This window comes from Corynebacterium sp. CCUG 61414 (genome assembly GCF_024453945.1).
GTDB classification, from domain to species: Bacteria; Actinomycetota; Actinomycetes; order Mycobacteriales; family Mycobacteriaceae; genus Corynebacterium; species Corynebacterium pseudogenitalium.
In genome coordinates, this window is sequence record NZ_JAGPYU010000012.1 from 1 (window position 1) to 12,904 (window position 12,904).

General features: G+C 65.1%; 11 protein-coding genes. 4 read left to right on the top strand and 7 right to left on the bottom strand.

The window, feature by feature from the left end; all coding sequences use genetic code 11:
* Nucleotides 1–98: 98 nt before the first annotated feature.
* Nucleotides 99–2,573 carry a hypothetical protein gene (locus KBX14_RS08465; RefSeq protein WP_256042313.1) on the bottom strand — a complete coding sequence of 825 codons (2,475 nt, stop codon included), beginning with the start codon at nt 2,571–2,573 and terminating at the stop codon, nt 99–101.
* A gap of 33 nt (nt 2,574–2,606) precedes the next feature.
* Complete coding sequence (locus KBX14_RS08470) at nt 2,607–3,182, bottom strand: TetR/AcrR family transcriptional regulator (RefSeq protein ID WP_256042314.1); 576 nt, start codon at nt 3,180–3,182, stop codon at nt 2,607–2,609.
* 50 nt (nt 3,183–3,232) lie between these two features.
* Between KBX14_RS08470 and KBX14_RS08475 the strand changes: the two genes are divergently transcribed.
* On the top strand, nt 3,233–4,402 hold the full coding sequence (locus KBX14_RS08475; protein WP_070363322.1) for an alpha-amylase family protein: 1,170 nt from the start codon (nt 3,233–3,235) through the stop codon (nt 4,400–4,402).
* 13 nt (nt 4,403–4,415) lie between these two features.
* Here the strand turns inward: KBX14_RS08475 and KBX14_RS08480 are convergent, their stop codons facing one another.
* Nucleotides 4,416–4,943 carry a hypothetical protein gene (locus KBX14_RS08480; protein WP_070363321.1) on the bottom strand — a complete coding sequence of 176 codons (528 nt, stop codon included), beginning with the start codon at nt 4,941–4,943 and terminating at the stop codon, nt 4,416–4,418.
* Between the two features lie 41 nt (nt 4,944–4,984).
* Nucleotides 4,985–6,304 (bottom strand): M20/M25/M40 family metallo-hydrolase, encoded by a 1,320-nt coding sequence (locus tag KBX14_RS08485; RefSeq protein WP_256042315.1) that lies wholly within the window; start codon nt 6,302–6,304, stop codon nt 4,985–4,987.
* A 51-nt stretch (nt 6,305–6,355) separates the two neighbouring features.
* Between KBX14_RS08485 and KBX14_RS08490 the strand changes: the two genes are divergently transcribed.
* Entirely contained in the window at nt 6,356–6,943 is a 588-nt protein-coding gene (locus tag KBX14_RS08490) for a TetR/AcrR family transcriptional regulator (RefSeq protein WP_070479015.1), read from the top strand.
* A 14-nt stretch (nt 6,944–6,957) separates the two neighbouring features.
* Nucleotides 6,958–7,581 (top strand): TetR/AcrR family transcriptional regulator, encoded by a 624-nt coding sequence (locus tag KBX14_RS08495; protein ID WP_256042316.1) that lies wholly within the window; start codon nt 6,958–6,960, stop codon nt 7,579–7,581.
* 5 nt (nt 7,582–7,586) lie between these two features.
* On the opposite strand, the gene KBX14_RS08500 is transcribed toward KBX14_RS08495, so the two are convergent.
* Both KBX14_RS08500 and KBX14_RS08505 read right to left on the bottom strand, forming a co-directional pair.
* Nucleotides 7,587–8,879 carry a dicarboxylate/amino acid:cation symporter gene (locus KBX14_RS08500; RefSeq protein ID WP_256042317.1) on the bottom strand — a complete coding sequence of 431 codons (1,293 nt, stop codon included), beginning with the start codon at nt 8,877–8,879 and terminating at the stop codon, nt 7,587–7,589.
* 84 nt (nt 8,880–8,963) lie between these two features.
* Entirely contained in the window at nt 8,964–10,034 is a 1,071-nt protein-coding gene (locus KBX14_RS08505; RefSeq protein ID WP_256042318.1) for an ROK family transcriptional regulator, read from the bottom strand.
* Between the two features lie 133 nt (nt 10,035–10,167).
* Between KBX14_RS08505 and KBX14_RS08510 the strand changes: the two genes are divergently transcribed.
* Nucleotides 10,168–11,859 carry a DUF885 domain-containing protein gene (locus KBX14_RS08510; RefSeq protein ID WP_256042319.1) on the top strand — a complete coding sequence of 564 codons (1,692 nt, stop codon included), beginning with the start codon at nt 10,168–10,170 and terminating at the stop codon, nt 11,857–11,859.
* 4 nt (nt 11,860–11,863) lie between these two features.
* Here KBX14_RS08510 and KBX14_RS08515 read toward each other — a convergent pair whose 3' ends face one another.
* Complete coding sequence (locus KBX14_RS08515) at nt 11,864–12,889, bottom strand: AbrB family transcriptional regulator (RefSeq protein WP_070363315.1); 1,026 nt, start codon at nt 12,887–12,889, stop codon at nt 11,864–11,866.
* Between the last annotated feature and the right edge of the window lie 15 nt (nt 12,890–12,904).

Consider the following 12,904-nt stretch of genomic DNA (forward strand, 5'->3'; position numbering starts at 1 on the left):
GGGGAATATCGTGCGGGGACATGGGTGCGGACCTCCTTCGGGTTTTGGCCCACAACCAGCCTGCCACCTAGGGAAAAACAAGGAATCTGGTGCGCGCGCTACATCCTCGGCAGCCGCACGCCCGGAATCAGGTCCGCGTACGCCGCACCGCCGAACCCAAGCGCCAGCAGCAGCGGCAGGATCAGCCACAGCCAACTACTTGCCGACGACCCCTCCGCCCCACTCGCAGCCCCTTCCGTCTGCTGCGTTGGTTTGGCCTGCTGCGTAGTTTCCGGCGCCTGGCTAGTTGTCCGCGGCGCGGAACTTCCCGGCCTCGTCGCAGGTGTTGAGGTTGCCGCGGACACCTCGGTGGTTGGCTTTGCGGCTTCGGTTGTCCGCGGGGCGGAATCCTCAGCGGTCGGTTCTGTCTCCTCGGTTGTCCGCGCGGCGGACACCTCCGAGGTTGGGGTGGACGTTGTCGCTGGTGTTGAGGTTGCCGCGGACACCTCGGTGGTTGGCTTTGCGGCTTCGGTTGTCCGCGCGGCGGACACCTCCGACGAAGTTGTAGGGGCCACGGCTATCGTGGACAGCTTTGCCGAAGTGGTTGTCCGCGCGGCGAAATCCTCGGTAGCCGGTTCTGTCGTTTCGGTTGTCCGCGCGGCGGACACTTCCGAAGTTGGAACAGACGTTGTCGCTGGTGTTGAGGTTGCCGCGGACACTTCGATCGTTGGCTCTGCGGCTTCAGTTGTCCGCGCGGCGGACACCTCGGACGAGGTTGCAGGGGCCACGGCTACCGTGGACAGCTTTGCCGAAGTAGTTGTCCGCGCGGCGGACTGCTCACTCGAAGGAATCTCGGTCGGGGTTGTCCGCGCGGCGGAACTGTCAGCAGTGGGTGCTGTCTCCTCGGTTGTCCGCGCGGCGGAATCCTCAGCGCTCGGTTCAGTCGTTTGCGTTGTTCGCGCGGCGGACACCTCCGAGGTTGGGGCAGCCGTTGTTGCTGGTGCTGTGGTTGCCGCGGACACCTCGGTCACGGTCGTTGGTGAGACCTCAGCCTCGGGTGCTTCAGCCTCGGATGCCTCATCCTGGGGCGACTCGGACGGCTTGGTTGTCTCGGCTTCAGGCTTGTTGATGTACTGCTGCAGCAGCTTCTGCAGATCGAGCATGTCCTGCTCGAGTTTCTTTGCCTCGTCGAGGTTGTGGGTGAGCTCGTCGATATCGATTTGATCTTCGGGTTCGGCGGAAGTGTCTGCAGGTTCAACGCTTTCGGAAGCTTCGGGTGTCCGCGGGGCGGACTCTTCCGGAGCTGAAGTAGACGTTGTCGCTGGTGTTGAGGTTGCCGCGGACTCCTCCGAAGAAGTCTCGGGGGATTCGGGCTCAGCATGAGCTTCGGATTCCGACGGTTCCGGAGCTGCTTCAGATTCCGACGGTTCCGGTGTCCGCGGGGCGGACTCCTCGGTCGGCTCGGCAGCCGCAGAAGGCTCTACCGTTGCAGAAGGCTCGGCAGCCTCGGTCTCAGAAGCCTCTGTCTCCGCGGGCGCGTTCTTCAGTTCCTCCAGCGCGGCGGCTTTGTCGGCGATGCGTTTGGTGGCGTCGGTGATTTCGTTGTCCACGGCGCGGAGGGCGCGTTCGAGGGTCCACTTGTCGGCGTTGTGCCAGAAGCCGGTGAATGGGTTGCGCTCTTGCCATCCGGTGAGTGCGGCGAGGTTGGCTTCGATGTTGGCCTTGCGGTGGGTGGCGGCTTCGAGGGTGCTGTTGGCGAACTCGAGCTGGCGGGAAGCGTCGTCGATGTTGGTGGGTGTGGTGGCGTCGTAGCGGTCGGCGCCGTGGCCTTCATGTGAAGGGGTTTCCGCTTCGACGGCTTCGAAGAGTTCGATGGAGCGGGTGATGTTGTCCAGGCGTGCCTGTTCGAGGTCGAGTTTGGCCTTGCGGGCGTCGCGACGGTTCTTCAGGCCCTCGAGCTCCTTGGTGTTGGAGGGGGCGAGCCAGCTGAACCAGCTGGAATCGACTTCTTTTTTGCGTTTGGTGTAGGCGGAGTCGGCTTCGTCGAAAAGTGCTTGGCGCTTGGCGACGGCCTCCTGCTGCGCGGTGATGCCCTCGAGTGCTTCGCGCAGGTTGGTGGGCAGTGCGACGGGTTTGGTGTCGGCTTCGGGGGCGTCTTCGTAGGCGGAGGGGTCTTTGCCGTTGAAGTCCTCGAGCTGCTTTTTGGTGACGGCGAGTGTTTTGCGCGCGGCGTCGAGGGAGGTTTTGGTGGTGCGTACGAGGAGATCGGCAGAGTCGACGAGTAGTTTCTGCTGGTCGTATTCGGCTTGTTTGGCTTTCTTGTTTTCTTCGCCGATGGCGAGGACGACGCCCCAGCGCTTCATTTCCATGAGCGCCTGCGCGCCTTTGAGTGCCAGCTCGGCTTTCCACAGTTGGGATTCGAGTTCGGCGACTTTGGCTTCGCCCTTTTCGACGAGCCCCTGCAACGCCTGCCCGCCGAGGCCGAGGAGGCCTTGCGCTTCGGCGTAGTGGGCGGTGGGGTTGATGGTGGCGGGGACGGTGACGGCGGTGCCGGTGAGGGCGACGACGAGGGCGCCGGAGGTCAACTTGTGCATGCGCAAAGTTTAGGGGATAGACCTCTCGAACTACTACTTCTGTGTAGCGGCGAGTGCCCCCGTGAGTGCGCCGATGGCGGTGTCGATGATGTCGTCGCGGTCGGTGGTGGGGCAGCCTTCGTCGACCCAGTCGATGCAGACGGCGTCGAGGAAGCCGAGCATTCCGGAGGCGGCGCGTTCGGTGTGCTCGTCGTGGCGTCCTAGCAGGGTGCAGAGCGTTTCGACGGAGGCGTCGCGCATCTCAATGCGCAAGTTGATGGCTTCGGTGGGTTCGGCGCCGCCACGGCGACCGGCGAGCCACACGAACGGGTGCTTGGCGATGTGGTTGAGGTAGCGCTCCAGGGTGCTGCGGAGGGCTTCGGGGGTGTCGGTGTTGGGGTCGAGGTGGTCGTCGAAAAGCGGTTGGGAGTGTGCTTTGAGGAAGGCGGTGTAGAGCCCTGCCTTGGAGTCGAAGTAGTGGAAGAGGAGGCCTTGGGACACACCGCAGGCGTCGGCGATGTCCTGGGTGGAGACTTCCACGTAAGGTGTGGTGGAGAAGATGTCCGTGGCAGCGGCGAGGATCTCTTCCTGGCGTTGCTCGACGCTGAGCCTCCGTCGTGGTTGTGTCATGGACACCACCCTACAGTACTGAGCTTTGCTCAATAGAAAGTGTGAGGAACTTGTCCACGTCAGACATTATCTGGTGGCACGTCTACCCGCTGGGCGCCACGGGCGCACCGATCCGCGAGGAGCACGACGAAGCGCCGCGCCTGCGGCAGCTCGAGCCCTGGTTGGACTACCTGATCGAGCTCGGCTGCAACGGGCTGCTGCTCGGCCCGATCTTCAAATCGGTGTCCCACGGCTATGACACGCTGGACCACTTCCAGATCGACCCGCGCCTGGGCACCAACGAGGACTTCGACCACCTGATGGCCGCCTGCCGTGAGCGCGGCATCCACGTGATGCTCGACGGCGTGTTCAACCACGTCGCGCGCACCCACCCGCTGGTCGCGCAGGGCCTGGCCGGCGACACGGACTGGGAGGGCCATGGTGAGCTGGCCACCCTCCACCACGAGGACCCGCGCGTGGCGGACCTGGTCACCGACGTCATGTGCTACTGGCTCGAGCGCGGTATCACGGGCTGGCGCCTGGACGTGGCGTACTCGGTGCCGCCGGAGTTCTGGCGCACCGTGCTGGCGCGCGTGCGCGAGCGCTTCCCGGACGCGCTCTTCCTTGGCGAGGTCATCCACGGCGACTACGCCGAGATCGCCGCGGCGGGCACCTTGGACACCGTCACTCAGTACGAGCTGTGGAAGGCCCTGTGGTCCTCCATCAAGGACGTGAACTTCTGGGAACTTGACCACGCGCTGGGCCGTCACCGTGACCTGTGCGAGCACATGGTGCCGAACACGTTCGTCGGCAACCACGACGTGGACCGGATCGCTTCGAAAGTGGGGCAGGATGGCGCGCTCGTGGCCACGGCGCTGCTCATGGCGCTGCCCGGCATGCCCAGCATCTACTACGGCGATGAGCAGGGCTTCGAGGGCCTGCGCGGGGAGGGGTTCGCCGCCGACGACCCGGTGCGCCCACCGCTGCCAGCCAGCCCCGCAGAGCTTTCGAGCCTGGGTCAGTGGATCTTCGAGGAGCACAAGAAGCTCATCGCTTTTCGACGCCGCCACCGCTGGCTCGAAACCGCCACCCTTGAGGTAACCGACAAAACAAATGAGGCGATCACCGTGGCGCTCGAATCCGGTTCGGAGCGCGCGACGGTGACCGCCTGGCTCGACCCCGCGCCGGGCGTGCGCATCACGTCCGGGGGCGAGACCTGCTACGAGTGGTCTGCTGTCTAACCGCTAGAACGGCCTAGAACGGCAGGGAGGAACCCGGTGCGTACTTGGCCAGCAGCTCCCGGGCAATGACGGACAGGTCCGGCAGGCGCAGCGTGACCGCGCCCGCGACCGGCATGTCGAAGGTGGGCACGTTGGCGGGTGCCAGCGTGATCACAGGTGTGCCCTGCGGTGCGGGTGCGGGGGCCGGCTGGGCATTCTGCTGGGCAGGCTGCGCTGGCTGCGCGTTCTGCTGGGCAGGCTGCTGCTTATTTGCAGGCGCGCCCGTGGTGCCGCGCAGGCCGCAGCGGTTGGCGGCTTCCTCCACGCGGCCGAGCGCGGCCTGGATCTGCGGGCCGCGGCGGTCGAAGGCTGCGATGGTCTGGGCCTGGCGCTTCTTGGCGTTGAAGTCGGCGTCGTTGGTCCAGTAGCGGGATGCCTGATCGCAGGAGATCTGGCCTGCGGGAAGCTTTGCCAGGGCGTCGTCGATGGCGTCAGCGGAGGCCACGCCGGTAGAAACGGTGGCGGCCATGAGTGCGGTGAGTGCAGCTGTGCGAATTTTCATAGCCGCCAGTATGTCACATCAGCCCCATCTGTCACACCCGGTTAGGCGTCGAGGAAGCGCCGAATCAGGCTGCGGTAGGCGTCCACGGTGAGGTGAACGTCCTCGATATCCACGTATTCGTCGTGGCCATGCAGCAAATCCAGCACCTGACCCAGGTGACGGTCACGGGCGTGCATCGCAAATCCGTAGCCCACCCCGCCCTTGCGGCGCGCGAAGCGCAGGTCCGAGCCGCCGGCGGCGATAGTTGGGACCACCACGGCGTCGGGGAAGAACTCGGCGTAGGTCTCGCAGATCGCCTGATAGAGCGGCGAGTCGGTGGGGGAGATGGTGGCGTCCTCGGTGATGAGGTGCTGGATCTCCACCTCGCTGGCCAGGTCGCCGAGCGCCGTGCGCAGCTGCTCGTCGATGCACTCCTGGCTCTGGCCGGGCAGCGGGCGGATGTCCAGCTCCATGTAGGCCATGGACGGCAGTACGTTGATGGCCTCGCCCGCGCGCAGCACCGTCGGTGCGATGCTCAGGTGGCTCATGGCGTGCGAGTAGCGCGCCAGGTCGCCGAGCGCCTCGTAGCCTTCGCCGCGCAGCAGGGCGGCCTCGGTCTCGGGGTCGAATTTCCAGGCGCGGATGTAGTCCGGCCACGGCTGCTCGGTGGTCACGGAGGGCTGCACCGACGCGATACGGCGAGCAACCTCACCAATCTTGGTGACGGCCATGTCGCGGTTGTGCGGGGCGGAGCCGTGGCCGGCGTCCCCGCGCACCACGAGGCGGCGCTGGGCCGCGCCCTTCTCACCAATCACCACGACGATCGCGTCCGAGCCGTCGCGCACCGGCAGGTGGGAGCCGCCCTCCTCGGAGAGGCAGTTCTTCCAGCTGAACGGCTCCGGGTCGAGCTGCGAGAGGTAGCCGGCGCCGAGCCCGCCGCGCGCCTCCTCGTCCGCCACGCCCACGAAAGTCAGTGTGCCGCGCGGGCGTTTGCCGCTCAGGGCCACGTCGCGGGTGGCGGCGGCCATCGCGGCGGTGATGTACAGCATGTCGGTGGCGCCGCGGCCGTAGAGTCGGCCGTCGATAATTTCGGCGCCGAAGGGGTCGTGCGTCCACTGCTCCTTATCGACGGGCACTACGTCCGTGTGGCCGAGCAGCGTGAGGGGCTCCGCGGAGGGGTCGGTACCCTCGATGGTAAACGCGATAGACACCCTCCCATCTGTGGGTTCATACTTTTGGATGCGCACGGGAGCGCCGTCGAAAAACGATTCGAGCGTGGCCGCGTTGCGGTATTCTCCCCCCGAAGTTGGGGTAAGGTCGTTGACACACGTATTTTGGATAAGGGTTCGTAAGAGATCCACTGTTGCGCTATGTAGGTTCATGTCTGGCATATTAGGTGCTTTTGTGGGCATCCAGAGAGGAGTTGGTGTCGTATGGCTCGAAGAGAACTCAGCCAGGACCCCCGCGCTGTGAAAACGCGGAACGCGATCATCAAGACAACTACCGAGTTGTTGAATGAGCACCGGGTTGAGGACATCACGGTGTCCCAGATTGTGAACGCGGCAGGGATGAGCCGCCAGGTTTTCTACGAGCACTTCAAGGACCGCGACGCCGCCGTCAAGGCAGCAATCCAGCGCGCGCTGGCCCCGGCGGTGAACGATTACATCGAGACGTATAAGAAGACCGGCGAGATGCCTCCTGCGCTGGAGGCGCTGTTCTCGCAGCTCGCCGAGGTTCGTTGCCTCTTGAGCCACGTGATTAACGGCCCGGCCCACGCCACGCTGATGGCTTGCTTTACAACGCCCGAGATGCCAATGCTGCACGACATGGTGACGGCGATGCGCGCCGAGGTCGTCCCGATGACCGACGAGGAAGCTGCCGACGTGGCTTCTTACCTGTGCTCCGGCGCGTTTTCGATCTTTATGAAGTCGGCGACTGAGTCCGAGAATTACGAGGAAGCCGTCAAACGCGCAATGAGCGTGTTCGGAGTGTTCGGTAGGGCAATGAGCTTGCCTCAGTGAGGTATCCTGCATTCATGACACCACGTGAACTTAGTATGGACCCGCGCGCGGTTCGTACGCGCACGGCGTTACTGAACGCAACGAAGGAACTGCTGCTCCATTACCGGGTGGATGAGCTTTCGTTGTCCCAGATTGTGAAGTACGCGCAGGTCAGCCGCCAGGCCTGCTACGAGCACTTTCACGACAAGGACGCGCTCATCCTGGCTGCGGGGTGCGACATTTGCCTCCCTGCCTACGAGTCTTTCGTCAATGACATCGTGATCGACGAAACGTACCCGGACCAGGTGGTGCGGCTGGTGAAGCACCTCGAGCGCTACGACAAGGCGGTCAAGCATCTGATCAACTCCTCGGTGCACGGCCATCTCAACGACAAGATCTGCAACATTCTGGCGGACGCCTACCTGAAGAAGATCTACACCCAGATCGAGTCAGGCGAAGAAATTGCTCTGACGGAGGAAACGCTGCGCGACACGGCCCGCTTCATGGCTGCCGGAACACAGGACATCCTGATCGACGGCATGCTGCGCGACCGCGAGCATGAAGAAACCGCGCAACGCGTAGAAAACGTTCGCGCGGCATTAAATCTCGTGATCGGCGCGCTGCGCGCCACCAGTGGTGGGGCAGCGGACGAGCAGTAGCATCGCTATCCTCGCTGGGGAGCTGGGGCGCCGTCTTCTGCGGCGTCCCAGATTTTTTCGTCCAGGATGCCTTCGCGCTTCGCCACGATGGCGGCGACGACGGCCTGGCCGGTGACGTTGACGGCGGTACGTCCCATGTCGATGATCGGCTCGATGGCCAGCAGCAGGCCCACGCCAGCCAGCGGAAGGCCCAGGGTGGACAGCGTCAGCGTGAGCATGACGGTGGCGCCGGTGGTGCCCGCGGTCGCCGCGGAGCCGAGCACGGCCACGATCACGATGAGCAAGTAGTCCGTCGCGCCCAGGTCGAGGCCGTAGAACTGCGCGACGAACAGGGCCGCGATCGCCGGGTAGATGGAGGCGCAGCCGTCCATCTTCGTGGTCGCGCCGAGCGGCATTGCGAAGGCTGCGTACTCGCGCGGCACGCCCATCGACTCCTCGACGGTGCGCTGGTTCACCGGCATCACGCCCATGGAGGAGCGGGTGACGAAGCCGAGGGTGGTCACCGGCCACACGCGGCGGAAGAAGCCACCGACCGGCACCTTATTGACGGCCAGTACCGCCGGGTACAGCACGAAGATCACGAGCGCGAGGCCCACGTAGATGGCCAGCACGAACTGGCCGAGGTTGCCCAGAGCCTCCCAGCCGTAGGTGGCCACGGCCTTACCGATGAGCGCCGCCGAACCGATTGGGGCAAGGCGGATGATCCACCACAGCACCACCTGGATGACCTCCAGGAAAGAGGCGGAGAACTGCAGGAACGGCTCCGCGGCCTTGCCCGCCTTGATGGCGGCCACGCCGATGAGCAGAGAGATCACCAGGATCTGCAGCACGTTGAAGTTCACCGAGGCGCTCGTCTCCGAGACCTTGACACCAAGCCCGAAGAAGTTCGACGGGATGACGGTGTTCAGGAAGCCGAGCCAGGAGCCGGAGCCGCTTGGTTCGGCGGCGGAGGAGGCGTCGACAGACGAGTTCGCGCCGGGCTGCATGACGGTGCCGACGATGATGCCGATGATCACCGAGAAGAACGCGGTGATGGCGAACCACAGCAGGGTCTGCCAGGCAAGGCGCGCGGCGTTGGTGACCTTGCGCAGGTTCGCGATAGAGGTGACCACCGCGGTGAACACGAGTGGCGGGATGAGTAGCTTCAGCAGCTGCACATAGGCGCTGCCGACCCAGCTGAGCGTCTCGCTGAGCCAGGTGATATCGTTGGCCGCGGCGATGAGCCCGAGGATGAGGCCGATGATCAGGCCGGCGATCACTTGGGCGCCGAACCCGGTCAACCACTTTGGAAGGTGCATGAAGTTCTCCAGGTGTAGATTTATAGACTAATCGGTATTAAACGAAGCTAAATTCTACACCTATCCTCTAGAAACGCGTCAAATCTAAACTAGACAGAGCGGTTCACGTAGCACTTTATCCAGTGCAACCGCGCGCGCGATGTCCCGCACGATCTCGCGGTGCGAAGGGATCATGCGCAGCTTCGGGGCGCGCTCGGCCTCGCTGACCACCGTGCGCGCGAACGTGGCGGGCGCCTGCGGGTCGTCGATGAAGGCGCTGCCGGCGACGACGACGGTGCTGGGGGTGTGGGCGTCGGCAAGCGTGGCCACGAGTGAGCCGAGGCCGCGTGCGCGCTGGTCGAGCGCCTGGCGCGTGGCCGGCTGCTGCTCCGCGAGCGCGACGACCTCCTGCAGTGACTGTACTGCCGACTGTCCGATGGCGTTGAGGAGCCCCTGTGTGGTCAGGTGATCGCTGGCGACGTCGATGGCCATCACGCCGGTCGGGGTGGACATTGCGCAGGCCAGCGAGTCATCGGCGAACAGCGCCATCACCGGCGGGGTGTCGATGTCCAGGCTCGACTGCATCTCCGAGCCGACGATCGCCTGGCTGATGGAGACGACCTCGACGGGCACGCCGAACTGCTCCCGCATCTGCTGGCGGATCGGCACCCCGTGCCAGCCGAGGTTTGCCGCGGTGACCTCGCCGTCCTCGTTGACGGTGCCCGAGGTAGTCACGCCGACGGTTGCGAGCGGGCGGCCCATCCCGGCGCTGAGGCGGTGTAGCCCGGCCATGATGTGCTGCACGAAGTCATCCGGACTCATGTGTGCGACGGGGATGTCCACATCGATGCTGCGCAGGGTGCGCCCCTTGAGGTCGAACAGCGCGATGTAGGTGCTCAAGGTGCCGACGGCCACCCCGGCGTACAGCGAGTTCGGTTCCCCGAGCTCGAGCGGCATGGTGGGCCTGCCCCGGCCGGTGGACTCGGACAGGTCGCCGCGTTCCACGATGTAGCCGGAGTTTGCCAGCGCGGTGACGGCGCGGGTGATGGTGGGCTGCGAGAGGCCGGTGGCTGCGATCAGGTCTCGTCGCACGCACTGTTCCTGCAGGCGAATGAGGTGCAGGCACTTGGCGGCGGGGGTTGTTGGGTGATGGAACGCTGTCCGTGTCGCAGGCATGTGAATATATGTACCGGTAGTAGACCGCTTTGTCCAGTTATCGAGCTAGAGTGGGCCGTCTCGGTAGACAATGCGGTTTGTATGGGGTGTAGAGGTGCACATTCAGCGTGTCCCTCGGTTACACTGCCTACCCATGACCAATCCTTTACTTGAGGAGCACGCATCCCAGTCAGAACGCGAGCCTTCGCTACTCGACGCCACCTGCGAAGACTTTCTCTACGACCTCGCCGAGCTGATCCCTACCCTGGCAACGGAGATCGGCCTCGAAGGCCACGACTGCGACCTGCAGGACTTCAGCCCCGAGTACTACGGCGAAGTCGCCGACCGCATCCGTGACGTCGTCGCCGACGTCGACGCGCTCAACGACTCCACGGACGCCTCCGACGACGAAGACGACTTCGACGACGTCGACAATCTCACCGCTTCGCTGCTGCGCGACCGGATGGCATTCAAGTTGGAGCTGCACCACCAGGGCGAGGACCTGCGCCAGCTCAACAACATCGATTCGCCGGTGCAGACCATCCGCGACTCCTTCGCGCTGATGCCGAAGGTGAGCAAGGAGGACTTCGAACACATTGAGGCGCGCCTGTCCAAGGTGCCGGCGGCGCTCGCGGGCTATCGCGCGTCGCTTTCGGAGGCGGCGTCGGCAGGCAATGTGCCTGCGTACCGCCAGATCGAAGCCGTGATCAAGCAGTGCGGCGACCTCACCGACGACGACAGCGTCTTCGACCAGCTGGGTCTGCCGGAGGACTCGGCCGTCGTCGAAAAGGCGAAGGCTGCATTCGACGAGATGGCCACCTGGCTGTCCACCGAGCTCGCGCCACACGGCCGCCACGACGACGCCGTCGGCCGCGACCGCTACGAACTCTTCTCCGAGTTCTTCTTGGGCCGCGGCATCAACCTCGACGAGGCCTACACCTGGGCCAAGGAGCAGCTGAAGGAAACCGTCGCTGAGCAGCGCGCGCTCGCGCAGAAGCTCTACGGCCCGGACGCCACCATCCTGGGTGCGTACAAGCGTCTCAACGAGGAGGAGCGCTACACCCTGCGCGGCACCGACGCCCTGCTGGAGTGGATGAACTCCGTCAACGAGCAGGTCATGCGGGACCTCGACGGCGTTGACGTCACCATCCCGGAGGGCCTGCACAAGGTAGAGTGCGCGATTGACCACGCCGGTTCCGGCGGCATCTTCTACACCCCGCCGTCCGACGACCTGATCCGCCCCGGCACCATGTGGTGGTCAGTGCCGGAGGGCCAGGAGGTGTTCCACACCTGGCAGGAGCTCACCACCGTCTTCCACGAGGGTATCCCGGGCCACCACCTGCAGATCGGCACCGCGCTCATGCAGCGCAACGACCTCAACCTGTGGCGTCGCACCGCGTGCTGGAACTCCGCACACGGCGAGGGCTGGGCGCTCTACGCCGAGGAGCTCATGGGGGAGCACGGCCACTTCGACGACCCAGGCTTCCGCATGGGGCTTCTCGACGCCCGCCGGCTCCGCCTCGCCCGCGTCATGATCGACATCGGCGTCCACCTCAAGAAGGCCACCCCGGACGGCACCGGCGTGTGGGATGCTGCCTACGCCAAGGCGTTCCTGCGCGACAACTCCGCTATGCCGGAGTCCCACATCGCTTTCGAGCTGGACCGCTACCTGGGCTGGCCGGGCCAGGCGCCGAGCTACGCCATCGGCTACCGCGACTGGTGCTCACTGCGCGACAGCGCCCTGGAGCAGGGCATGACGCTGCGCCAGTTCCACGACAAGGCGCTCCAACTCGGATCAATGCCGATGGACATGCTGGCCCACGAGGTGCTCAACCACCACGATTAGCCTGCTAGCCGTTGCGTTTGCGATTCTGCCAGTTGACCAACTTCGGCAGGTAACCCGCGAACAGCAGGATGCAGATCAGGCGGATCAGCTGGACCGCCACGACCGCCGGGCCCACCCCGCCCTCCGCGGTGAGTGCCAGCACCGTCTCGAGTGCGCCTGGCGTGGTGGCCAGGTAGCCCTCGTAGAAGCTGATGTTCAGCCACAGCGCCAGCAGCCAGCCCAGTCCGGCGCAGGCCGCCATGAGGGCGGCGATGTAGACGATCGTGATCGGCAGCAGGCGGGAGAACTGCTTCAGGGCAGGTACGGATAGGCCGCCGCCGCACGCCCAGCCAATGCACAAGAACGCCGCGATGTTCAGCGGCTCCGGCGGAACGATGACCACGTCCATGAAGGAGCCGACCACCGCGGTGACGATCATCGGGCCGAAAATCGACGGGTTCGGGATGTGCAGCACCTTCGCGATCGGCTGCCCAACCGCCACCAGCGCCGGCACCAGCAACCACATCCACCAGTAGGGCTCCAGATGCTCCGTGGCGGAGGCGTGCTTGGTAGTGAGCAGCCCCGCCACCACCGGCAGCGTCATCGACACGACGAGCAGGCGCAGGTACTGCGTCAGAGCGACGTAGCGGACGTCGGCACCAATCTCCTTCGCGATGACCGGCATGAGCGAAGCACCGCCCGCGAGCAGCGACAACACGCCGGTTTCCTGCGAGATTCCCTTGCGCGCGAGCACCGCGCCGCCCACGTAAGCTAACCCGATCATGCTCGCCGCAGCCAGCAGGCCAGGCAGCAGGAACGGCAACAGCGTCTTCGGGGGGATACCCACCAGCGGCAGTGCCGCCAGTACGCCGATCACGCCGCGGGTGCACGTGAACAGGAGCTCGTTGATGGGAAGGTCGCGCCCGCTGCGCAGCGCCACCGCGCCCGATGCGACGATTGCCCCCAGGATCCACGCGGCCGGAAGGTGCAGCGCGCTGAAGGCCCAACCGAGCGCGATTGACACCGGGACGACCACACACCAACGAAGCATGGCTGTTGATATTAC